Genomic DNA, 21563 nt, shown 5'->3' with positions numbered 1-21563 from the left:
TTAATAGTCGATAGGGTCGCGGACGATCGGGCAGGTCATGCAGTGGCCGCCGCCACGGCCGCGGCCGAGTTCACCGGCGCTGATGGTGATGACTTCCACGCCCGCCTTGCGCAATAGGGTGTTGGTGTAGGTGTTGCGGTCGTAGCCGATCACCACGCCCGGTTCCACGGCCACCACGTTGTTGCCGTCGTCCCACTGCTCGCGCTCGGCGGCGAAGCTGTTGCCGCCGGTCTCGACCACACGCAGGGCCTTGAGGTTGAGGGCTGCGGCCACGGTGTCGAGGAAGTTGGTTTTCTCGCGCTGGATGTCGATGCCGTGCGGCTTGCTGTCGTCAGGGCGCAGGGTGAACGGGACGATCTGGTTGACCACTTCCGGGAAGACGGTCACCAGGTCGCGGTCGCAGAAGCTGAACACGGTGTCCAGGTGCATCGCCGCGCGGGATTTGGGCAGGCCGGCAACGATCACGCGTTCCACGGCTTTGTTCTTGAACAGGTTGCGCGCCAATTGGCCGATGGCTTGGTGGGACGAGCGCTCACCCATGCCGATCAACACCACGCCGTTGCCAATCGGCATCACGTCACCGCCTTCCAGCGTGGCGGCACCGTGTTCCTGGTCGGGGTCGCCGTACCAGATCTGGAAGTCGGCGTTGGTGAACTCGGGGTGGAATTTATAGATGGCGCTGGCCAGCAGGGTTTCCTGGCGTCGCGCCGGCCAGTACATCGGGTTGAGCGTCACGCCGCCATAGATCCAGCAGGTGGTGTCGCGGGTGAACTGGGTGTTGGGCAGCGGCGGCAGAATGAAACTGGCGTGGCCGAGGAAATCGCGGAACATCTCGATGGTTTTGCCACCGAAGCTGCTCGGCAGGTCATCGGCCGACACGCCGCCGATCAGGAACTCGGCGATCTTGCGCGGCTCCAGGCTGCGCAGCCACGAGCCGACTTCATCGACCAGGCCCAGGCCCACCGTATTGGCGGTGATCTTGCGTTGCAGTATCCAGTCCAGCGCCTCGGGGATTGCGACGATGTCGGTCAGCAGGTTGTGCATTTCCAGCACATCAATGTCCCGCTCGCGCATCTTGGTCACAAAGTCGAAATGATCGCGCTTGGCCTGGGCCACCCACAACACGTCATCGAACAGCAATTCATCGCAATTGTTGGGGGTCAGCCGCTGGTGGGCCAAGCCTGGGGAACACACCATGACTTTGCGCAGTTTGCCGGCTTCGGAATGTACGCCGTACTTCACTTTTTCCGTGGTCATTACAGATCCTCCAGTCAGAATTACAGAGTCAGGAAGCCGTCGTAGAGCCCATAGGCCGCCACCAGGGCGCCAATGACCACTGCGGCGAAAATCAGCTTCTCGACAGGGGTGAAAATCGGTTTGCCCAGTTCATGCTTGGCCTTGGCGAACAGGATCGCGCCGGGCGCATACAGCAGGGCGGAGAGCAGCAGGTATTTGGTGCCGCCGGCGTAGAGCAGCCACACCGCGTAGATCAGCGCGATGGCGCCGATGAACAGGTCTTTGCGGCGCTCCTTGAGGGCGTTTTCGTAGGTTTCGCCGCGTACCGCCAGCAGCAGGGCATAGGCCGCCGACCACAGGTAGGGCACCAGGATCATCGAGGTGGCGAGGTAGATCAGCGACAGGTAAGTGCTGGCGGAAAACAGCGTGATCACCAGGAACACCTGCACCATGGCGTTGGTCAGCCACAGGGCGTTGGCCGGCACATGGTTGGCGTTTTCCTTGCGCAGGAACTCCGGCATGGTGTGGTCCTTGGCTGCGGCGAACATGATCTCCGCACACAGCAGCACCCACGACAGCAGCGCACCCAGCAACGAAATGATCAAGCCGACGCTGATCAACACCGCGCCCCAGTGGCCCACCACATGCTCCAGCACGGCAGCCATCGACGGGTTCTGCAATTTGGCCAGTTCAGGTTGGGTCATGATGCCCAGCGACAGCACGTTCACCAGCATCAGGAACAGCAGCACGGTGATAAAGCCGATCACGGTGGCCTTGCCCACGTCGCTGCGTTTTTCGGCGCGGGCCGAAAAGATGCTCGCCCCTTCGATACCGATGAACACCCACACAGTCACCAGCATCATGTTGCGCACCTGGTTCATCACGCTGCCCAGGTCCGGGTTTTTCACGCCCCAGATATCTGCGGTGAAGATGTCCAGCTTGAACGCGAACACTGCGATCAACACGAACAGCACCAGCGGCACAACCTTGGCCACGGTGGTCACCAGGTTGATGAACGCCGCTTCCTTGATCCCGCGCAGCACCAGAAAATGCACGGCCCACAGCAACACCGAAGCGCCGATCACGGCAGCCGGGGTGTTGCCTTCGCCGAAGATCGGGAAAAAGTAACCGAGGGTGCTGAACAGCAACACGAAGTAACCGACGTTACCCAGCCAGGCACTGATCCAGTAGCCCCAGGCCGATGAGAAACCCATGTAGTCACCAAACCCGGCCTTGGCGTAGGCGTACACGCCGCCATCGAGGTCGGGCTTGCGGTTGGCCAGGGTCTGGAATACGAATGCGAGGGTCAGCATGCCCACGGCGGTGATCACCCAACCGATTAGCACGGCGCCGACATCGGCGCTGGCCGCCATGTTTTGCGGCAGCGAGAAAATACCGCCGCCAATCGTCGAGCCGACGACAAGTGCAACCAATGCGCCTAAGCGAAGTTTTCCGGGAGATTCAGACATCGCATAACTCCAATGCAGGAGAAGAGAGACCACAGAATAATTCCGTGTGCTAATCAAACAGCTGACTCAGATCACTTCATTGGCACATTCCATTGTGAATTAATGACTTAGGCTGGAAATCCTTGGGCAATGGTTTTTCGCGCAAAGCTGCTTGCCAGAGCGGTTTCTGCTTTGTGGTCACGCATTGGGGCTACGTATGGACGTTTGACGCTAGACCGTTTTATGGAATGTGCAAACGTTTAAATAAAACGCTGAAGTATTTGTCGTATTTAAATTATAAATACGCCTGAACGCTATAAGTTGTCATGCCGTTGGGTTATGAACGCGGCGCTTTTATCGCCATCGCTAATAAACGCTACACTCGCGCAGTTAGTTAAATGAGAGTGCGAGTGTCAGCGGTTAAATCCTCAGGAGTGTGCATGTCTCAACCGGCCCAGAAACTTCGACTCAGCGCCCTGATCGCCCTGGTGGTGGGTTCGATGATCGGCGGGGGGATTTTTTCCTTGCCGCAGAATATGGCGGCGCGCGCCGAGGTGGGCGCGGTGCTGATCGGCTGGGCGATCACCGCCGTGGGCATGCTGACCCTGGCCTTTGTGTTTCAGACCCTGGCCAATCGCAAACCTGAGTTGGACTCCGGGGTGTATGCCTACGCCAAGGCAGGTTTTGGCGACTACATGGGTTTCTCATCGGCCTGGGGTTACTGGATCAGCGCGTGGATGGGCAACGTCGGTTACTTCGTGTTGCTGTTCAGCACCCTCGGGTACTTTTTTCCGGTGTTTGGCCAAGGCAATACGCCAGTGGCCATCGGTTGTGCGTCAGTGCTGCTGTGGGCTGTGCACTTTCTGGTGATGCGTGGGATCAAGGAGGCTGCGTTCATCAACCAGGTCACCACCGTGGCGAAGATCGTACCGCTGCTGATGTTTATCGTGATCGCCGCCGTGGCGTTCAAGGCCGATGTCTTCACCCGCGACATCTGGGGCCTGGGCAACCCGCAATTCGGCAGCGTGGTGGACCAGGTGCGCAACATGATGCTGGTCACGGTGTTTGTGTTCATCGGCATCGAGGGCGCCAGCGTGTATTCGGCGCGGGCCGAGAAACGCGCGGACGTTGGCCGGGCCACGGTCATCGGTTTTCTCGGCGTACTGGCGCTGCTGGTGATGGTGAATGTGCTGTCCCTGGGCGTCATGAGCCAGCCGGAGTTGGCCAGCCTGCAAAACCCGTCGTTGGCGGGCGTGCTGGAGCACATCGTCGGGCCATGGGGCGCGATGCTCATCAGCCTCGGCCTGGCGGTGTCGCTGCTGGGGGCGTTGCTGTCATGGGCGCTGCTCTGCGCGGAAATTCTGTACGCCACGGCCCATGACAAGACCATGCCGGCCTTCCTGAAAAAGGAAAACGCCAACCAGGTGCCGGTCAATGCGCTGTGGCTGACCAACGTGATGATCCAGGTTTTTCTGGTGATCACGCTGTTTTCCCACAGCACCTACACCACGCTGATTTACTTGGCCTCGTCGATGATTCTGGTGCCGTACCTGTGGTCGGCGGCCTATGCGGTGTTGTTGAGCGGGCGTGGTGAAACCTACCAAGACGCCCAGGGCCAACGCATGAAGGACCTGCTGGTGGGGGTGATTGCCTTGGGTTATGCGGTGTGGCTGCTGTATGCCGGCGGCTTGAAGTATTTGTTGCTGTCGGCGCTGCTGTACGCGCCGGGCGTGATCCTGTTTGCCCTGGCCAAGCGTGAACAGGGGCAACCGTTGTTTACCCACGTGGAAAAAGGCATTTTCAGCTGTGTGATTGCGGGCGCGGGGTTGGCGGCGTATGGGTTGTACAGCGGGGTTTTGGCGCTTTGACTGGGTTGGCTGTACTGGCCTCATCGGGAGCCCCCTCCCACATTTTGATTTGTGAACACAGTCAAATGTGGGAGGGGGCTTGCCCTCGATAGCGGTGTGACGAGTCACCACTGAGCCCGATGTGCCCCCAATTCCCCCGCCGGCAAATCCCACTGCAACGGCGTGCCGCGATGGTCAGCGGCGCCAGCAGGCGATGTGCCTGGCCCCAGGCCGTCTGAGAAGGGCCACTCTAAGAGATCATCACACCGCAGTGACAACCCCCGGTTCCAACGGCAGGTCGATGCTGGCGATAAACCCGCCGCCGGGGTGGTTGGCCAGGCTCAGGCTGCCGCCATGGCGTTCGGCGGCGCGCCGTGCGATTGCCAGCCCGAGGCCGTGGCCTTGGGCGGTCTGGCCGGGGGCGCGGTAGAACGGTTCGCCCAGTTGGCTGAGGTGTTCGGCGTCGACGCCGGGGCCATGGTCGCGCACGCTGATCAGGATGCGTTCGCCCTGGCGCTGTGCCTGCAACTCGATTGGTTGGCCTGGCGGGTTGAAGCGTTGGGCGTTGCGCAGCAGGTTATCCACAGCGCGTTCGATCATGGTCGGCCAGCCCTTCAGGTGCAGGTCGCTGTCGGTGCTCAGTTGCACCACCTGGTCCGGTGCGCTGAGTTGGGCGTCCTTTTGCAGGGTCTTGAGCAGTGGGATGAGGTCGACCTGTTCGGCGCTGGCGTTGTCGGCATCGACGCGGGCCAGTACCAGAATTTCACTGATCAGCGCTTCGAGGCGGTCGCATTCGCGGGTCAGGCGTGGCCAGAGTTTTTCGCGTTCTTCAGGGCTTGCGCGTTCGGCCAGTGCCAGGGCTATGCGCAGGCGGGCCAGTGGCGAGCGCAGTTCGTGGGAAACGTCGCGCAGCAACTGGCGCTGGCTGCCGATCAGGCTTTGCAGGCGCGCGCCCATGCGGTTGAAGTCGGTGGCCAGTACGCCGAACTCATCGCGACGGTTGGCCAGGCGTGCCAGGCTGTTTTGCTGATAGCTCGCTTGGCCGAGGTCATGCACCGCGCCGCGCAGGCGGCTGAGCGGGCGCGTGATGGACAAGGTGACGAACAGGCTGAACAGGGTCAGCACCACCAGGGCAATGGCCAATGCGCTCAAGGGCCAGGTCAGGCTGCTGCGGTGCCATTGGTCAAGTTCCGGGTGCGGAATGCGGTAGATCAACAGGTAGGTGTCGCCGGTTTTCTCGCTGGTGTACTCGGCGGTCAGGCGCCGCCAGGGCAGGTGGCTGTCCTTGTTGTCGTTCTGGCGGGCTTCAAAGGCCGCGGCGCGACGCGGGAAGGTCCCGCGCACCACCGGCTCGCCACTTTCGTTCAACACTTGCACGTCAATGTGGTACTGGCGTTTGCGCTGTTGCAGCAAATCCTGGGCAGCGTCCTCACCCTGGGCTTCGTAGAGTTGAGTCCACTCTTGGGCCAGGTTATTGAGGCCGGGGTGCCGGCTGAGAATCCACGCATCTTGATTAAGCATGTGCCCAAGCAGGATCGACAGCCCGGCAACCAAGGCGATGGCCAGCCAGAAACTGGCCAGGATGCGCCAGAACAATGAACGCACAGGAAACCCTCAAACTGGAAAAGCCCAGTGGCGGGGGGCCACTGGGCTGGGAGCATTAACGCGAGGGCATTATTGCGCTTTTTGCGGCTGTTGCGCTTTCCAGGCTTGGAATTCCTTCCACTCGGCACGGCGCTCGGCTTGCTTTTTGACGATCTCGTCGAACTTCTTCTGCTGGTCCGGCTTGAGCACGGTACGGATATCGGCCTGGGTTTTCTGGCGGCCGGCGTCGATTTCATCCTGCATGGCTTTCTGGTCGGCGGCCGGGAGTTTGTCCAGGTACTTTTTGGTCAGGTCTTTGCGAGCGTGCCATTGGTCGCCCATCAGTTTGCCGATCTGCTCGCGCTGTTCGCGGCTCAGGTCCAGCTGGCTGAAGGGGCCGCCTTTGCCACGCGGACCGTGTTCACCGCCGTGGCCCGGGCCACCCATCATGTGACCGGAAGGCTCGCCCATCGGGCCTGGGCCTTCAGGCATGGCGGCCATGGCAACGGTCGGCAGGGCAGCGGCGAACATCAAAGCGATAAGGGTCTTGCGCATGGTGATTCTCCTGTCTCTATTCCGGTGAGTCCGGATGTGAGTAGGCTACGCAGATCAAGGTCAGCGGCGGTCAGGGGTGGGTAAAGCTTCTGTAAAGGCGGTTTTGATGCGAACTGACAAAACGTTCATACCGCTCAGATCATTGGCCGGCGCAAAGGCTCAGAGGCTGTAGTAGTAGCCGCGACTGCGCAGCGCCACGATGCGTGGCCTTCCATCAGGGTGCGGGCCGATCTTTTTGCGCAGGTTGCTTACGTGCATGTCCAGGCTGCGATCGTACAGGGTCAGCTTGCGGCCCAACGCGATCTGCGCCAGTTCCTGTTTATCCAGCGGCTCGCCGGGTTGGCGCAGCAAGGCTTCGAGCAGGCGGCTTTCGGAGACGGTGAGGGCAAATTCCTGCTCATCAATGCTGACCACGCCGCGCACGGGGCTGAAGCACAGGTCGCCCAGTTCCAGTTGGGTGGAAACGGCGGCCGGGTGGCTGCGGCGCAATACCGCGCGCAGGCGAGCGGTGAGTTCGCGCGGATCGCAGGGTTTGGCCAGGTAATCGTCGGCGCCCAGTTCCAGGCCGAGGATGCGGTCCAGCGGTTCGCCGCGGGCCGAGAGCATCAACACCGGCAGCTCCGGGTGGTCGTTGCGCAATTGCTTGAGTAATTCCAGGCCACTGCCGTCGGGCAGCATCACGTCGAGCACCACGGCGGCGGGCGCGCTGTCGGCCAAGGCTTTGCGCGCGCTCAAGCCATCGTGGCAGGCGCGCACCTGGAAGCCTTCCTGGCTCAACCAACTGGTCAGCAGCTCACAGAGCTCCTGGTCATCATCTATCAGTAACAGCTCGCTCATGACTCACTCAATTTAGCCATTGTCGACGGCGACGGTGCCCCCGCTGGCGAAGATCCCGCACAGCAAGGCGATCAGTGCGACGGCCCCGCCAGTGACAAACCATTGCTGTTGCTCGGTGAGCCATCGGGTCAGGACGCCGCCCTGTGAATCTTTGAGTTGCTGGGCCAGCCGTTGGTTCTCCTGGCGCAGGCGACTCAACTGAGCGCTTTCGCGGGTAGCGTCGGCGCTTTGCAGTTGCTTGCTCAGTTCTTCACGCTGACGTTCGCTTTCTTTCAAACGTTGCTGCAACTCGGTGATCTGGGCGCCGGCACTCAAGGACAGGGGCGTGGAACTGCCGGTGTTCGAGGTTTCTTCCGCGTGGGCCGTAGCCCCGATCATTAACACTGCCAACAGACACAACTGACGTAAGCGCATCGGAACTCCTGATTCCACACGAATATTCAGAACGTTGTCGGCAGGTTACCGAGAATAATGAGCCCTTAGGCGCTTGCCGAACGCAATTGGTTCGGCGCGGGCGGGGTCAAGGCAGCACTTGTTTGAATGGCTTGATCACCACGTCGGCGTAAACGCCCGCTGCGACATAGGGATCGGCCTTGGCCCAGGCCTGGGCATCGGCCAGGGAGTTGAACTCGGCGACGATCAGGCTGCCGGTGAAACCGGCGTCGCCCGGGTCGTTGCTGTCCACCGCCGGGTGTGGGCCTGCGAGCACGATGCGCCCCTCGGCTTGCAGCACTTTCAGGCGCTCGACGTGTGCCGGGCGAACGGAAAGGCGTTTTTCCAGCGAGTTTTCAACGTCGGTGGCAATGATGGCGTAGAGCATGTCAGTCCTCGGTTTTCGGCGTGGAAGGGTCGGTGTCATGCAGGTGGCGCGACAGGTAGATACCCTGGCCGACCAGGAACAGCACGGTCATGCCCAGGCTGCCGAAGACTTTGAAGTCGACCCAGTAGTCCTGGAAGGTAAACGCCACGAACAGGTTGGCGGCGCCGCAGAAGATGAAAAACACGATCCAGGCCACGTTCAAACGTGTCCATACCGGTTCCGGCAGTGTCAGCGCGTGGCCCATGATCCGCTTGATCAACAGGCGGTCGCCGATGAAGTGGCTGCCGATGAACGCCAGGGCGAACAGCCAGTTCACCACCGGCGCTTTCCATTTAAGGAAGGTTTCGCTGTGGAAGGCCAGGGTCAGGCTGCCGAAGACCAGGCACGCGACCAGGGTCAGCCATTGGCTTTTTTCGAGTTTGCGCTGGGAGACGAAGATCGCGCCGTAGACCACCACGGAGCTGATGATCAGCACGGCGGTGGCACTGTAGATGCCGCCGAACGTGAGTTCGTGACCGGCCAGATCGATGACCCTGGGGTCGAGTTTGTACACGATGAAAAACAGCAACAGCGGGATGAAGTCGATGAATTGTTTCACAGTAAGAGCCAGAAGCTGGATGTGGCGGCATAATAACAAACATCCTTGGTTGCGAAAGCGCCAGCTGACTTGAGGTTCAAACCCCCCGTGAATGTTGATTTGCACTGCCACAGTACGGCCTCCGACGGCGCCCTGGCGCCCGCGGTACTGGTTGCGCGTGCGTTTGAAAAAGGCGTGCGAGTCCTGGCGTTGACCGACCACGACACCCTCGAAGGCCTCGATGAAGCCCGCAGCGCGGCCCATGCGCTGGGCATGCAGTTGGTCAACGGTGTGGAATTGTCGTGTACCTGGGGCGGTGCCACCATTCATGTGCTTGGCTACGGCTTCGATCAAACCGCTGCGCCGCTGGTGCAGGCCATCGCCAATTTGCACGATGGCCGTTGGCTGCGGTCCGAGGAAATAAGCCGCAAGCTCAGCCTTAAAGGTATGCCCAACGCCCTTGAGGGCGCCCGCGCCATCCAGCAAGAGCTGGGCGACAGCGGCAACGCACCGGCCCGTCCGCACTTTGCCGACTGGATGGTGCGTGAAGGTTTTGTTAAGGACCGCGCCGAAGCCTTTCGCAAATGGCTGGGCGCCGGCAAGTTGGGCGATGTGAAGCAACACTGGCCGACTCTTGAAGACACCGTCGAGACCCTGCGGGCCTCCGGGGCCTGGGTCAGCCTGGCGCATCCCTGGCATTACGATTTCACCCGCAGCAAGCGTCGCAAGCTGGTCAGCGACTATATTGGAGCGGGCGGCCACGCCATCGAAGTGGTCAACGGGCATCAACCCGCCGAACAGGTCGGCAGCCTGGCGATTCTTGCCCGCGAATTTGGTCTGCTGGTCAGTGCCGGCAGTGACTTTCATGGCCCAGGTGGCTGGTCCGAGATCGGCGAGTATCGCCCCGTCCCGGACGACCTGCCGTTGTTGTGGGGGCGATTCAAGCATGACCCCATTATTGCCACCGTCTGAACAGGTAGAACACGTGAGTCAATTCTTCCAGATTCATCCGGAAAATCCCCAGGCGCGCCTGATCAAGCAGGCCGTGGAGATCATTCGCGCCGGTGGGGTGGTGATCTACCCAACCGATTCGTCCTACGCCATCGGTTGTCAGATCGGCGACAAAGGCGCAGTTGAGCGTGTCAGACGCCTGCGTCAGCTGGACGACAAGCACAACTTCGCGCTGATCTGCAGCGACCTGTCCCAACTCGGGCTGTTCGCCAAGGTCGACACTGGCACGTTCCGCCTGCTCAAGGCCCATACGCCGGGGCCCTACACGTTTATCCTGAACGCCACCCGCGAAGTGCCGCGCCTGCTGCTGCACCCCAAGAAGCGCACCATCGGCCTGCGCGTGCCGGAGCACCCGATTGCCCTGGCGCTGCTCGCCGAGTTGGGTGAGCCGTTGATGAGTGTGTCGTTGATCATGCCCGGCGACACCGAGCCGCTGGAAGATCCCTACGAAATGCGCCAACTGCTGGAAAAACAGGTGGACCTGATCATCGACGGCGGCTTCGGCGGCGGCAAGGCCTCCACCGTGATCAACCTGGCCGACGGCGAGCCCGAAGTGGTACGTGTCGGTTGCGGCGACCCGGCGCCGTTTATGGTCGAGGCCTGAATGTCGTCAGTGGAAACCGTCGACCCCCAGGCAGGCGCCCAGCAGGAGCTGCCGTTTGCCATGGTGTATGGCCAGGCGGTCATGGAAATGCCGCTGGACCTGTACATTCCGCCGGATGCGCTGGAGGTCTTCCTTGAAGCGTTCGAAGGCCCGCTGGACTTGCTGCTGTACCTGATCCGCAAGCAGAACATCAACATCCTCGACATCCCGGTGGCGGAAATCACTCGCCAATACATGGGTTATGTCGAATTGATGCAGTCGGTGCGCCTGGAACTGGCCGCCGAATACCTGGTGATGGCCGCCATGCTCGCCGAGATCAAGTCGCGCATGCTGTTGCCGCGTTCGGAGACAATCGAAGCCGAAGAGGACGACCCGCGCGCCGAACTGATCCGCCGCCTGCAAGAGTACGAACGCTTCAAGGCCGCGGCGGAAGGCATCGACGGCTTGAGCCGCGTGGGCCGCGATGTGGTGGTGCCCAAGCTCGACGCCCCCGAGGCCCGCGCGCGCAAGCTGTTGCCGGACGTGAGTCTTGAAGAATTGCTGATGTCCATGGCCGAAGTGCTGCGCCGTGGCGATATGTTCGAAAGCCACCAGGTCAGCCGCGAGGCGTTGTCGACCCGCGAGCGTATGAGCGATGTGCTGGAGCGCTTGAAGGGCGGCGGTTTTGTGCCGTTTGTCGAGCTGTTCACCGCTGAAGAAGGGCGCCTGGGTGTCGTGGTGACCTTTATGGCCATCCTTGAATTGGTCAAGGAATCCTTGGTCGAGCTGGTCCAGAATGAGCCTTTTGCGGCTATCCACGTGCGGGCGCGAGCCGAATAAAGAGCTGAATCGATGAATCTGACAGAACCCCGCGAACTGGCACCCTTGCTGGAGGCTTTTCTACTGGCCTCGGGTAAACCGCAATCTTTGGAGCGCCTGTTCGAACTGTTTGAAGAGGCCGAGCGCCCCGAGCCGCCAGTGTTCAAGAAAGCGCTGGAGATCCTGCGCAAGTCCTGCGAGGGCCGTGCGTTTGAATTGCGCGAAGTGGCGTCGGGCTATCGCCTGCAGATCCGTGAGAAATTTTCCCCATGGGTGGGCCGCCTGTGGGAAGAGCGCCCGCAACGTTATTCCCGGGCGATGCTTGAGACCATGGCGTTGATCGCCTATCGCCAGCCGATCACCCGCGGCGAAATCGAGGATGTGCGGGGCGTGGCGGTCAACAGCCATATCGTCAAGACGCTGCTGGAGCGCGAGTGGATCCGCATCGTCGGCTACCGCGACGTGCCGGGCAAACCGGCGATGTTCGCCACCACCAAGGTATTTCTTGACCACTTCAACCTGAAAAACCTCGACGACCTGCCGCCGCTCGCCGAATTGCGCGAGATGGAAGCCGAGCCGGTGCTGGATTTCGACGACGCGCCGGTGCCTGCGGGTTTGCAGGAGTTGGCTGATGCTACGGCCGAGCCGGAAGAGCCAAAGGATGAAACCAGCTTCCACACCTTGCTGCTGGAACTGGACGACATGGAGCAGGGGATCAAGACCGACTTTGATGATTTGCTGCGCGATGGCGCGGCAGAGCCTGAAACAGAGATGAACGTTGAGCCTGAGGTCGAGCCCGAAGAAGACATCCTCGGCGTGGCCGATGCCCGCGAGAAACTCCTGGCCGCCGTCGCTGCCCTCGAACAGCCGCCGCTGAGCGATGAAGAGGACGAAGCCCGGGCGCTGGCCGAAGCGATTGAGGCCGAGCGCCGCCAGTTCGAAGACTGACACAGTCCAATGTGGGAGGGGGCAAGCCCCTCCCACATGGAGTCAGTGGTGTGCTGGGCGCCACCGGTCGGCGGAAAAACAAATGACTTGGCGCTTATCGACTACTCTGTGATGCGCAACGCGCGCCATGCGCGTATGATTCGCGACCCTTTGCCGACCTATTCGGCCAAGGCCCCGCTTTCAACACTCTTCAGGCCATGCCTGAATCGACCCACCGGGAGGTGCTTAAGATGAACGACAAAGACCAGAACGACAGCCAGGAAATCGGCCCAGCAGGTGAAAAACTGCAAAAGGTGCTGGCGCGTATCGGCGTGGGCTCGCGCCGCGACGTCGAGGCCTGGATCACCCAGAAGCGCATCAAGGTCAACGGCGTCGAGGCCACCCTCGGCCAGCGCGTCGACCTGCACGATGCAATCACCATTGATGGCAAGGTCATCAAGCGTGAAGAGGCCGCCGAATCGGTGCGCCGCGTGATCATGTACAACAAGCCCGATGGCGAGATCTGCACCCGTGACGACCCGGAAGGCCGTCCGACGGTGTTCGACAAGATGCCCAAGCCCAAAGAAGGCCGCTGGATCAACATCGGTCGTTTGGACATCAACACCACCGGCTTGCTGATGTTCACCACCGACGGTGAGTTGGCCAACCGCCTGATGCACCCGTCCTACGAGATGGACCGCGAGTACGCCGTGCGTGTACGTGGTGAAGTCGATGACGAAATGATCGAACGCCTCAAGGCCGGCGTGGTGCTGGAAGACGGCCCGGCCAAGTTCACTGACATCAAGCAGGCGCCAGGTGGCGAAGGTTTCAACCACTGGTACCACTGCGTGGTGATGGAAGGCCGTAACCGCGAAGTACGTCGCTTGTGGGAATCCCAGGGCCTGGTGGTCAGTCGCCTGAAGCGCGTGCGTTTCGGCCCGGTGTTCCTCAATTCCGACCTGCCGATGGGCCGCTGGCGCGAAATGAGCCAGTACGAAGTCGACATCCTCAGCGCCGAAGTCGGCCTGACGCCGGTCGCCATGCCGCAAATGAACGCCAAGAGCAAAGACAAGCTTGAGCGTATGCAGCGAAAATCGTCGCGCCCTGTAGCGCGTACCGAGCGCGTTGCCCGCACCCTGCGCCCGGCGTTGGATGCACCGGCAACCGGCGGGCGTATCTCGCGCCAGCCGCACATCGAAGGTGAGCGTCGCCCAACCGCGCCATCGCGTCAGGAAGGTGAGCGTGCTCCACGTACGCCGCGCCCTGCACCGTCCGGTGGTCGCAGCAACCGTGGTGAAGCGGATCGCCCCGCCGACAACGCCAGCACCAAGCGTCCAGCCAAGCCGGCGGCGAACAAGCGCCCCGGTCCGAAACTGGTCGCCGACGAGCCGTCGGGCAAGCGCCGTGGCGCACCGGCCGGTTCAGGTCAACGTCCTGGCTTTGGTCGCAAGAAGCCGCAGTGATGTAAAGCTGCAATGCAATAAATTGTGGGAGGGGGCAAGCCCCTCCACATTTGGATCTCCAGTGTTTTCGAGCCCTTTGCTCAGAAGGTAAAGGCCCCATCGAATACCGGCTTGTCATCCAAGGCCAACACCCCGCTGGCGAAGATCAGGTCCAGGTGATGACTGCCTTTCTGTCCGCCGCCCAAGCCCAGATGCAACCCGCAGTGGCGCTCTTCAAAGCCCGCATTGCGTGCATATAAATCCTTTACGCCTTCGTTGGTCCCGATACCCAGTTCCTCCACGCGCCGATTGGACGGGTTGGCGTTCAAGTACTTGTTGAAATCCTCCACCAGCCCCGGCACATCACTGGCCACGCTGCAGACGGTCGAGTTTTCGATCCACAGCTCAAGCGGTGATTGCAGCACGCCGTATTTACGTGCAAACGGAATGGTACTGAGGAAAGTACCGACAAACCTCACCTGGCCATTGATGGCTTCGCTGTGGGTGGCGATTTCGCCGGGAGCGAGATCGTGGTTGCCGATGCCGTTGATATTGGTCCATTTCTTGATGCTGCTCAGCGGCGCTTCAAGGCGAGAGCCGTGCTTGTCGGTAAAGCTCAGCACCTGGGCCTGGCTCATGCGCCGGATCAGCGTGGCATTCAGGTCGGCGATGCGCTGGGGCTCGACGCTGAAGGTGTCGTAGAAATAATCCCCATAATCCTTGAACAGCAGGGATTTTTTCCAGTGTTCGGCCATTACGCCCTGCAAGGCGCGGATAAAGTCGGGGCCCTCGGCGCGCGGGTTGGCCAGGGTCGAGGCGTCGTACAAAAACAGGTAGAGGTCGCAGGTTTCGATGGCCTGGGCCAGGGTATCGCTGGCAGCCAGGTCGAGGCGCTGCACCTGGAAGTTGAAGCGGGCGGCGCTGCTGTGGACGATCGCCTGGGCGATGGCGTCGTAGCGCTCGGTATGGCCCAGCAGCACGGTGGGGCAGTTCAGGCCGCTAACGGCCGGGTGATGGGCCAGGTAGTAAAGAAAGTGTTCGACGGCGCGGGCCTTGTCCATGACGTGTGTCCTTGTGTGCCTTGGGTAAGGAGGGCAGGCGCCGTGCGCGGCGCCTGCCGGATGGCTGTCGAGGGTTAGAACGGCCACATCGCGGTACCAAACGGTACAACGGCATCGGCCTGCATCATTTCCACGGCGGCTTCGTGGGTGGGGGCTTCGAACCAGTCGTCGAGTTGCAGTTCGGTTTCCAGGTCGTTTTCCAGTGCTTGCATGGTGTATCTCCTAGAGGGCGAAAGTTGAGAAAGGCTCGCCAGCGGGCTTCGCGGGCAAGTGGAATGAACCTAGGAGAAGCTGTTGTTTAATGCAAAAAATTTATTGACACGGTTTCATTTGGATTTTTTGTTCTGTTTTTTGGCCGTGGCTATTTATCGAGGAAATACAGGAGGCTGGCGTCGTAGGTGTTGAAGAGATTTCCCATCGCCAATTTTTCTTCGGATGACAGGTGTAACGCCTGTTTTCCGTGACGTAACGATTAATTTACGACTTGGCCTGATTATCATTGGCCTACCGGTCGGTGTAAGGAATAGCTGACAGATCGTCGCATGCACCGTTCAGGGGCGGGCGTAAGCGGTCGAGCGGTGTACAATGCGCCGCGTTTTACTGTGACCCCCTTGCGTAACCACGCAAAAGGCTAAGACCTCAGGGTTTACCCACCCTGATCACTCCGCTCGGCCACGAGCCCTGCGGGTTCGATTTCGTCACAGATAAAAACAAACAGGTGACGCATGACCGTTAGAAAGACGCTGTATTCCAGGTGCCTGCGCTGGGGTTTGAGCGGCGCTGCTTGAGTCGAGATTCAACGCAGCAACGTGCATTCAACATCATCAAGCCTTGCGTGAGACCCTTTTCATGAGTGGACCCCATTCCTCTTCAGGCGAGCTGAAACGCGGCCTGAAAAACCGTCATATCCAGTTGATCGCCCTCGGTGGCGCCATCGGTACCGGCCTGTTCCTGGGCTCGGCCGGGGTGCTCAAATCCGCGGGCCCGTCGATGATCCTGGGCTATGCGATCTGTGGCTTCATTGCCTTCATGATCATGCGCCAGCTCGGCGAAATGATCGTCGAAGAGCCGGTCGCCGGTTCCTTCAGCCACTTTGCCCACAAATACTGGGGCGGTTTCGCCGGTTTCCTGTCGGGCTGGAACTGCTGGATCCTGTACATCCTGGTGGGCATGTCAGAGCTGACGGCCGTCGGCAAATATGTGCATTACTGGTGGCCGGAGATCCCGACCTGGGTCTCGGCAGCCGCGTTCTTCGTGCTGATCAACCTGATCAACCTGGCCAACGTCAAAGTGTTCGGTGAGGCCGAGTTCTGGTTTGCAATCATCAAGGTGGTGGCCATCGTCGGCATGATCGCCTTGGGCAGCTACCTGCTGGTCAGCGGCAGCGGCGGCCCGCAAGCCTCGGTGAGCAACCTGTGGGAACACGGTGGCTTCTTCCCCCATGGCGTTGGCGGGTTGGTGATGGCCATGGCGATCATCATGTTCTCCTTCGGCGGCCTGGAAATGCTCGGCTTTACCGCCGCCGAAGCCGACCAGCCACGCACGGTGATCCCCAAGGCAATCAATCAGGTGATCTACCGCATCCTGATCTTCTACATCGGTGCGCTGGTGGTGCTGTTGTCGCTGACGCCGTGGGACAGCCTGCTGGCCACGCTCAATGCGTCCGGCGATGCCTATAGCGGAAGCCCGTTCGTGCAGGTGTTCTCGATGCTGGGCAGCAACACGGCCGCGCACATCCTCAACTTCGTGGTCCTGACGGCGGCTTTGTCGGTGTACAACAGCGGCACCTACTGCAACAGCCGCATGCTGCTGGGCATGGCCGAGCAAGGCGATGCGCCCAAGGCCCTGGCCAAGATCGACAAGCGCGGCGTGCCGGTGCGTTCAATCCTCGCCTCGGCGGCGGTGACCCTGGTGGCGGTGCTGATGAATTACTTCATCCCGCAGCACGCGCTGGAGTTGCTGATGTCGCTGGTGGTGGCCACGTTGGTGATCAACTGGGCGATGATCAGCTATTCCCACTTCAAGTTCCGCCAGCACATGAACCGCACCGGCCAGGTGCCGTTGTTCAAGGCGCTGTGGTACCCGTATGGCAACTACGTCTGCCTGGCGTTCGTGGTGTTTATCCTGGTGATCATGTTGATGATTCCGGGGATCCAGGTGTCGGTGTACGCGATCCCGGTATGGGTGGCGTTTATGGCGGTGTGTTACTGGTTCAAGAACAAACGTAGTGCTGAAGCGGCGTTGGCGACGGCGAATGCCGTATTGAAGTAAGCGAAATATGCAGGCTGTGTGAAAACGCTGCCTGCACCGGTGAAAGCAAATGCCCTGACTTGTCGGGGCATTTGCTTTTCAAGGTTGATGAAAAAGGAGATCTGGACGTCTGGTATTCCAGTGCTCTCAACCACATCAGGACGTCATGAGCCGCACAGTTGCACTCCTCCCCACTTATTTCATCTGCTGCCATACATTTAACATCTACACAGCGCGGCTATATCGCCTCATTCACTACAAGACAACTGGAAAATGTAGTCCGGGCTATTGAAAATCTTGCCGGTCATGCTTTCAAGAAGGCCTACTTGTTCTGGTAATAGGTCGTACTCATAGATCGCATCTTCAGGCTCACTCCAAGACATTAGCTCCGATAGTTTGTCGTACTGGTCGGCAGGAATTTCAATACTGAAAGCCAACTCCTCGGTTTTTTTATCAAATGCAAGAATTTCATGCTGCATGCCTGAGACTCCTATCAAGGTTATTTTGGCGTGATTCGGCCTGGCTCGGCGTCCTTTGTGCGCTCTCCCGTATCAGGGTTGAACGCTCCAGGATGTTTGCCTTGCCTGTCGTAAAGTTCAACCCGTCCTTTCTCATAGTCCCTCTCATAAACGCGTCCTTTGCAATTTTTCTAGCGCTTACGCTTTTGCCCCCCACCTTTAACTGAGCTTTTCGAGGGACTGAGTACCGCATCCGGAAACGCTGTCAGCCCCCTGGGGGTCGCGTGGTACACACTCAGCATTAAAAAATGCATTCGAAACAAACTGAATTTTCCGTCTACTTTTCCCACGTTTATCATCGAATAATGCCGATTCCAGCTCCTTGATTCTCCCTCGTAGGCTCACTCCCCCACACAAGGAAGTGAGCCCATCATGTCTGAACGCGCCTACCCGATCACCGAAGAAGAACAACTCAAACGGCGAATCCTTACCCCGCAGCCATCGCGTGTGCCCTATTCGCCACCCATCGATTTATTCATCCCACCCCCAGCCCCAACGCCCAAGCCAGCCAAGCCTCCCGGCTGCACCTTCCTCAAACCCTGCCAACTGCCAGACGGCCTCACTCACTACACGGACCCCGCCGGTTATGTACCGCTGGAGTTGATCAGCGAGTACGGTCATTTCAGCCTGTTGGGTGGGCGGGAAGTGGACGCCCGGGGCGCGGTGGCCTTGCGCAAGATCGGTGGCAGCGCCTTGCCGGTCGGTTTGGGGCAGTTGGCGTTGCGTACGGCGGTGGTGGAGTCGGCCATCGCCGCGGCCGGGTCTATGGCCGCTGGCTTGTTGGCCGGTGTAGTGGGGTTGGCTTGGCCGGGAACGTTGGGCGATAGCGCGTTATATAGCGAAGAGCAGTTGCGCTCGATGCAGCGAGCGCGGTCGCAAATGCGACTGCAAATTGAGCAGCGTGAGGACGGCACGCTCAGGGGTTATGGGTTTTACACAGGCAACCATGCCGCCTGGCAGATGATCGACGTGGTGCAATTCAAAAACCGTGACGAGCAGTTTGTTGCGGATTTGGGTGAGGGTGTTGAGCTGATTTGGACGCCCGCCCTTGATCCAAGTGACACGCTGGGTATTCCTGCTCTGGAGGCTGCACCGCAAGCGCCGGTGATCTGGATTTACCCGCCGACGGAGAAGGCGGCACAAATTCTGGTGAACCCGGTATATCCGCCGCAATATCGGGATTTTATTCTGGTGTTCCCGGTGGAGTCGGGGGTTCGGCCGCTGTATGTGGTGGTGAGTGTTCGGGCAGGGGATCACAAGTACCATAAGGCTCCTGATACTGGACAGATAACTGGCTTTAAAAATCTGAAAAAAGAAAAGCCCATGACTCCCAAGCAGGGAGGTGCCGGCCTGAGAGAGCGCTGGATTGATGAAAAAGGTCGCAGGATCTTTGAATGGGACTCCCAACACGGCGAGCTGGAAATCTATCTAGTAGGTGATGGGAGCCATATAGGTGCATTCAGCCACATAACCGGCGAGCAGCTAAAAGGGCCGAAAAAAAAACGAAACATCAAAAAGTATCTGTGAGGCATTACATGGGACTCAAAGTGAGATTGGAATGGTTCGACAGAACCACAAAGTGGCTAAGCGGAAGGGAGGACTCTGCGGATTTAGGAAACGATTACTCCGTGATTTCCAAGCTCGGGCTGTCAGTAAACGAGGACGTCAATAACGGCATGTTTGAACTGCGGCAGGAGTGGTTATCACTGATCCAAGCATACTTCTCTCATGAGATTGTTTTTTCAGAAAGCGACTACTTCATCGCGTTTGATTACGAAGATGCACACGAGTGATACAGACCAACATGTTTTCTATGAGGGCAAAGAAAGAGATAGATATGATCGGAGCATTGGTAACTTCGGTGGTGAGAAAGTAGTCGCTTAATCCGATGATAATGTCACACACAAACACCCCCCACGCCGGGATCTCATACATTGAGAGCCATTCACCGGCTTTTTAAAATCACACCACTCATGTATTGATTCAAATCGCGAAAATCCTCAACGCTCCACGCATGCGGCGGTACGCGCACACCGTTTTCCTGCAATGTTTTTGGAATCAGGTTCCCATTGGGACGAAGGATCACCGAAGAGACAATCACGCCCGGATAATCAGCCAGGCGTTTTTTGAACGCGGCGGTTGTAAGGTCAGGTGTGGGCGGGCTGCTTTTCCTGGCCAATGGTCCCGTTGCCTTGAGGTCCGCTCCATGGCACATGGCGCATCGCTGGGAATAGAGATTCTTGCCGTTGGCACTATCGGCGAAGGCCTGCGCAGTTTGAATGAGTGATAAAGTGCCTAGCACAGCGATCAAGGGTATTTTCATTTTTACAGGTGGCCTTGTTGTCGATGTTGTTCCACGTTTGGCTTATCCGTTGCCTAAGGTCTTTGATTCATGCTGGTCATTTCCAACAACGTGCACCTGCCCGACGCCGAGATCGAGTTGACGGCCATCCGTGCGCAGGGCGCCGGCGGGCAGAACGTTAACAAGGTGTCGAGTGCGGTGCACCTGCGCTTTGATATTCCGGCGTCCTCGCTGCCCGAGTTCTACAAGGAACGCCTGCTGGCCCTGCGTGACAGTCGCATCACCAGTGACGGCGTGTTGATCCTCAAGGCCCAGCAATACCGGACCCAGGAGCAGAACCGTGCCGATGCGCTGGAGCGCCTGGTGGAGCTGATCCTCAGCGCCACCAAGGTGGAGAAAAAGCGCCGTCCGACCAAGCCCACCCTGGGCTCGAAAAAACGTCGCCTCGAATCCAAGACCAAGCGCGGCAGCATCAAGGCGGGGCGCGGCAAGGTCGACTTCTAGGCGTCGCGTGTTTCGCGGGCCTTGGGCGCCTGCCGGTACAGGTACACGCTCAGCAGCAAGCCACCCAAGGCGGCGAGAGCGGCGAACAGGAAGATCGACGCAAAACCGAAGCCTGCCGCTACGGCCCCGGCCAACGGGCCGGTGATTCCCAGGGACAGGTCGATAAACAGTGAGTAAGCCCCCACCGCCGAACCGCGGCTGGAGGCGGGCACTAGGTTGACGGCCTCGACCCCCAAGGCCGGGAACACCAGGGAAAACCCAAAGCCGCTCAACGCCGCGCCGGCCAACGCCAAGTTGGCATCCGGCGCCAGCCACAGTAACAGCAGGCCAAGGATCTCCACCGACAGGCAGGCGATCGCCACGCGAAAACCGCCGATGCGGTTGATCAAATTGCCGAACAGCAGGCGCGCGCCGATAAAGCTGGCGCCGAACAGGCTCAGCGCCCACACCGCGTTATCCCAGTGCTGGGTGGTGTAATACAGGGTGATGAAGGTGGCGATGGTGCCAAAGCCGATCGAACCCAAGGCCAGGGCGCAGCCGTGCGGGAGTACCCGGCCAAGGACATTCATGAACGGCAGGCGTACCCCGGCCACAATCGGCGCGGCGACCTTGTTCCACGCCAGCAACAAGCCCACCGCCGCCAGCAGGATAATGCTGACGCCCATGCTCCACAGCCCAAATTGTCTGACCAGCAACACCCCCAACGGTGCACCGACCGCCAGCGCCCCGTAACTGGCAATGCCATTCCACGAGATGACCTTGGCGGTGTTGGCCGCGCCTACCCGGCCGATGCCCCAGCCGATCGCGCCGGACCCCACCAGGCTTTCCGCGCTGCCCAGTACCAGGCGGCCGACCAACAGGCTGCCCAGGCTCAGCGCCGGCAGGCTTGAAAACCACGCCGCGAATAACATGAACACACCGCTCAGGCCACAGCCCGTCAAGCCGATCAGCACCGCACGCTTGCTGCCCAGGTTATCGATGATTTTGCCCGCATACGGCCGGCTCAACAGGGTCGCCAGGTATTGCACGCTGATCACCAGCCCGGCAATCACCGCGCCGTAGCCCAACTCGCTGTGGACATAGCCGGGCAACACGGCCAGGGGGATGCCGATATTCAGGTAGCCGATAAAGGTGAACAACACGATGGAAACAACTTGCAGCGTGACCGCCAAGGGGCGCTGGGTATCTGGCATGGGGAGAGGTCCACTGTCGCAGCAGGTAAAGATAGGCTGCTAATGATAG

Annotated in this window: 22 protein-coding genes and 2 pseudogenes; 10 read left to right on the top strand and 14 right to left on the bottom strand. The window is 59.9% G+C overall.

Annotated elements, in window-relative coordinates; all coding sequences use genetic code 11:
* Both arcA and arcD (AB4O25_RS12640) read right to left on the bottom strand, forming a co-directional pair.
* Positions 1–1257 (bottom strand): arginine deiminase, encoded by a 1257-nt coding sequence (gene arcA, locus AB4O25_RS12645; protein ID WP_017529187.1) that lies wholly within the window; start codon positions 1255–1257, stop codon positions 1–3.
* 20 nt (positions 1258–1277) lie between these two features.
* Entirely contained in the window at positions 1278–2705 is a 1428-nt protein-coding gene (gene arcD, locus AB4O25_RS12640; RefSeq protein ID WP_460150901.1) for an arginine-ornithine antiporter, read from the bottom strand.
* A gap of 419 nt (positions 2706–3124) precedes the next feature.
* Between arcD (AB4O25_RS12640) and arcD (AB4O25_RS12635) the strand changes: the two genes are divergently transcribed.
* Positions 3125–4552, top strand: a complete 1428-nt coding sequence (arcD, locus tag AB4O25_RS12635; RefSeq protein ID WP_460150900.1) for an arginine-ornithine antiporter — start codon at positions 3125–3127, stop codon at positions 4550–4552.
* A 240-nt stretch (positions 4553–4792) separates the two neighbouring features.
* Here the strand turns inward: arcD (AB4O25_RS12635) and AB4O25_RS12630 are convergent, their stop codons facing one another.
* From AB4O25_RS12630 to AB4O25_RS12605, 6 genes and pseudogenes are all read right to left on the bottom strand, one after another.
* Positions 4793–6136 carry a sensor histidine kinase gene (locus AB4O25_RS12630; protein WP_017529184.1) on the bottom strand — a complete coding sequence of 448 codons (1344 nt, stop codon included), beginning with the start codon at positions 6134–6136 and terminating at the stop codon, positions 4793–4795.
* A 69-nt stretch (positions 6137–6205) separates the two neighbouring features.
* Positions 6206–6670: an LTXXQ domain-containing protein gene (locus AB4O25_RS12625; protein ID WP_017529183.1), complete on the bottom strand. Its 465-nt coding sequence runs from the start codon at positions 6668–6670 to the stop codon at positions 6206–6208.
* Positions 6671–6829: 159 nt separating this feature from the next.
* Complete coding sequence (locus AB4O25_RS12620) at positions 6830–7507, bottom strand: response regulator transcription factor (protein WP_003193803.1); 678 nt, start codon at positions 7505–7507, stop codon at positions 6830–6832.
* Between the two features lie 7 nt (positions 7508–7514).
* Positions 7515–7921, bottom strand: a pseudogene (locus AB4O25_RS12615) (translation initiation factor 2).
* Positions 7922–8027: 106 nt separating this feature from the next.
* Positions 8028–8327 (bottom strand): YciI family protein, encoded by a 300-nt coding sequence (locus AB4O25_RS12610; protein WP_017529181.1) that lies wholly within the window; start codon positions 8325–8327, stop codon positions 8028–8030.
* A gap of 1 nt (position 8328) precedes the next feature.
* Positions 8329–8925 (bottom strand): septation protein A, encoded by a 597-nt coding sequence (locus tag AB4O25_RS12605; RefSeq protein ID WP_017529180.1) that lies wholly within the window; start codon positions 8923–8925, stop codon positions 8329–8331.
* Positions 8926–9012: 87 nt separating this feature from the next.
* Here AB4O25_RS12605 and AB4O25_RS12600 point away from each other — a divergent pair, with 87 nt between their 5' ends.
* From AB4O25_RS12600 to rluB, 5 genes are all read left to right on the top strand, one after another.
* Complete coding sequence (locus AB4O25_RS12600) at positions 9013–9876, top strand: PHP domain-containing protein (protein ID WP_017529179.1); 864 nt, start codon at positions 9013–9015, stop codon at positions 9874–9876.
* 13 nt (positions 9877–9889) lie between these two features.
* A complete protein-coding gene (locus tag AB4O25_RS12595) occupies positions 9890–10519 on the top strand; it encodes an L-threonylcarbamoyladenylate synthase (protein ID WP_017529178.1) in 630 nt (209 codons plus the stop codon).
* A gap of 120 nt (positions 10520–10639) precedes the next feature.
* The gene (locus AB4O25_RS12590; protein WP_169851199.1) at positions 10640–11338 is read left to right on the top strand and encodes a segregation and condensation protein A; all 699 of its coding nucleotides are present in this window, start codon (positions 10640–10642) and stop codon (positions 11336–11338) included.
* A 12-nt stretch (positions 11339–11350) separates the two neighbouring features.
* Entirely contained in the window at positions 11351–12265 is a 915-nt protein-coding gene (gene scpB / locus AB4O25_RS12585) for an SMC-Scp complex subunit ScpB (protein WP_017529176.1), read from the top strand.
* Positions 12266–12495: 230 nt separating this feature from the next.
* Positions 12496–13707 carry a 23S rRNA pseudouridine(2605) synthase RluB gene (rluB, locus tag AB4O25_RS12580; RefSeq protein WP_017529175.1) on the top strand — a complete coding sequence of 404 codons (1212 nt, stop codon included), beginning with the start codon at positions 12496–12498 and terminating at the stop codon, positions 13705–13707.
* Between the two features lie 80 nt (positions 13708–13787).
* Here the strand turns inward: rluB and AB4O25_RS12575 are convergent, their stop codons facing one another.
* Both AB4O25_RS12575 and AB4O25_RS12570 read right to left on the bottom strand, forming a co-directional pair.
* A complete protein-coding gene (locus AB4O25_RS12575) occupies positions 13788–14747 on the bottom strand; it encodes a M29 family metallopeptidase (protein WP_017529174.1) in 960 nt (319 codons plus the stop codon).
* Between the two features lie 74 nt (positions 14748–14821).
* Complete coding sequence (locus AB4O25_RS12570) at positions 14822–14959, bottom strand: hypothetical protein (protein ID WP_003175756.1); 138 nt, start codon at positions 14957–14959, stop codon at positions 14822–14824.
* Between the two features lie 637 nt (positions 14960–15596).
* Between AB4O25_RS12570 and AB4O25_RS12565 the strand changes: the two genes are divergently transcribed.
* A complete protein-coding gene (locus AB4O25_RS12565; protein WP_017529173.1) occupies positions 15597–17018 on the top strand; it encodes an amino acid permease in 1422 nt (473 codons plus the stop codon).
* Between the two features lie 227 nt (positions 17019–17245).
* Here AB4O25_RS12565 and AB4O25_RS12560 read toward each other — a convergent pair whose 3' ends face one another.
* Both AB4O25_RS12560 and AB4O25_RS12555 read right to left on the bottom strand, forming a co-directional pair.
* Positions 17246–17476: a DUF7683 domain-containing protein gene (locus AB4O25_RS12560; protein WP_017529172.1), complete on the bottom strand. Its 231-nt coding sequence runs from the start codon at positions 17474–17476 to the stop codon at positions 17246–17248.
* Between the two features lie 20 nt (positions 17477–17496).
* A pseudogene (locus AB4O25_RS12555) lies at positions 17497–17583 on the bottom strand (hypothetical protein); the annotation flags it as partial.
* A gap of 304 nt (positions 17584–17887) precedes the next feature.
* Between AB4O25_RS12555 and AB4O25_RS12550 the strand changes: the two are divergent.
* Positions 17888–19042 (top strand): S-type pyocin domain-containing protein, encoded by a 1155-nt coding sequence (locus AB4O25_RS12550; protein ID WP_017529171.1) that lies wholly within the window; start codon positions 17888–17890, stop codon positions 19040–19042.
* Positions 19043–19050: 8 nt separating this feature from the next.
* Complete coding sequence (locus AB4O25_RS12545; RefSeq protein ID WP_017529170.1) at positions 19051–19308, top strand: colicin E3-like toxin immunity protein; 258 nt, start codon at positions 19051–19053, stop codon at positions 19306–19308.
* A gap of 152 nt (positions 19309–19460) precedes the next feature.
* On the opposite strand, the gene AB4O25_RS12540 is transcribed toward AB4O25_RS12545, so the two are convergent.
* Positions 19461–19838, bottom strand: a complete 378-nt coding sequence (locus AB4O25_RS12540) for a c-type cytochrome (protein ID WP_068937285.1) — start codon at positions 19836–19838, stop codon at positions 19461–19463.
* 69 nt (positions 19839–19907) lie between these two features.
* On the opposite strand from AB4O25_RS12540, the gene arfB reads away from it, so the two are divergent.
* Entirely contained in the window at positions 19908–20321 is a 414-nt protein-coding gene (arfB, locus tag AB4O25_RS12535) for an alternative ribosome rescue aminoacyl-tRNA hydrolase ArfB (RefSeq protein WP_017529168.1), read from the top strand.
* Here the strand turns inward: arfB and AB4O25_RS12530 are convergent.
* Positions 20318–21514: an MFS transporter gene (locus tag AB4O25_RS12530; RefSeq protein WP_017529167.1), complete on the bottom strand. Its 1197-nt coding sequence runs from the start codon at positions 21512–21514 to the stop codon at positions 20318–20320. The two genes, arfB and AB4O25_RS12530, sit on opposite strands and share 4 nt — an antisense overlap.
* Positions 21515–21563 lie beyond the last annotated feature (49 nt).

Source organism: Pseudomonas sp. S3_A03 (assembly GCF_054668275.1).
Note: the sequence above shows the minus strand (reverse complement) of the source record. Positions and strands in the feature narration are given on the sequence as shown.

Excerpts from the sequence above, each read along its gene's own strand:
- arcA (WP_017529187.1), bottom strand. The coding sequence starts at position 1,257 with ATGACCACGGAAAAAGTGAAGTACGGCGTACATTCCGAAGCCGGCAAA.
- arcD (WP_460150901.1), bottom strand. The coding sequence starts at position 2,705 with ATGTCTGAATCTCCCGGAAAACTTCGCTTAGGCGCATTGGTTGCACTT.
- arcD (WP_460150900.1), top strand. The coding sequence starts at position 3,125 with ATGTCTCAACCGGCCCAGAAACTTCGACTCAGCGCCCTGATCGCCCTG.
- AB4O25_RS12625 (WP_017529183.1), bottom strand. The coding sequence starts at position 6,670 with ATGCGCAAGACCCTTATCGCTTTGATGTTCGCCGCTGCCCTGCCGACC.
- AB4O25_RS12620 (WP_003193803.1), bottom strand. The coding sequence starts at position 7,507 with ATGAGCGAGCTGTTACTGATAGATGATGACCAGGAGCTCTGTGAGCTG.
- AB4O25_RS12610 (WP_017529181.1), bottom strand. The coding sequence starts at position 8,327 with ATGCTCTACGCCATCATTGCCACCGACGTTGAAAACTCGCTGGAAAAA.
- scpB (WP_017529176.1), top strand. The coding sequence starts at position 11,351 with ATGAATCTGACAGAACCCCGCGAACTGGCACCCTTGCTGGAGGCTTTT.
- rluB (WP_017529175.1), top strand. The coding sequence starts at position 12,496 with ATGAACGACAAAGACCAGAACGACAGCCAGGAAATCGGCCCAGCAGGT.
- AB4O25_RS12575 (WP_017529174.1), bottom strand. The coding sequence starts at position 14,747 with ATGGACAAGGCCCGCGCCGTCGAACACTTTCTTTACTACCTGGCCCAT.
- AB4O25_RS12570 (WP_003175756.1), bottom strand. The coding sequence starts at position 14,959 with ATGCAAGCACTGGAAAACGACCTGGAAACCGAACTGCAACTCGACGAC.
- AB4O25_RS12565 (WP_017529173.1), top strand. The coding sequence starts at position 15,597 with ATGAGTGGACCCCATTCCTCTTCAGGCGAGCTGAAACGCGGCCTGAAA.
- AB4O25_RS12560 (WP_017529172.1), bottom strand. The coding sequence starts at position 17,476 with ATGCAGCATGAAATTCTTGCATTTGATAAAAAAACCGAGGAGTTGGCT.
- AB4O25_RS12550 (WP_017529171.1), top strand. The coding sequence starts at position 17,888 with ATGTCTGAACGCGCCTACCCGATCACCGAAGAAGAACAACTCAAACGG.
- AB4O25_RS12545 (WP_017529170.1), top strand. The coding sequence starts at position 19,051 with ATGGGACTCAAAGTGAGATTGGAATGGTTCGACAGAACCACAAAGTGG.
- AB4O25_RS12540 (WP_068937285.1), bottom strand. The coding sequence starts at position 19,838 with ATGAAAATACCCTTGATCGCTGTGCTAGGCACTTTATCACTCATTCAA.
- arfB (WP_017529168.1), top strand. The coding sequence starts at position 19,908 with ATGCTGGTCATTTCCAACAACGTGCACCTGCCCGACGCCGAGATCGAG.
- AB4O25_RS12530 (WP_017529167.1), bottom strand. The coding sequence starts at position 21,514 with ATGCCAGATACCCAGCGCCCCTTGGCGGTCACGCTGCAAGTTGTTTCC.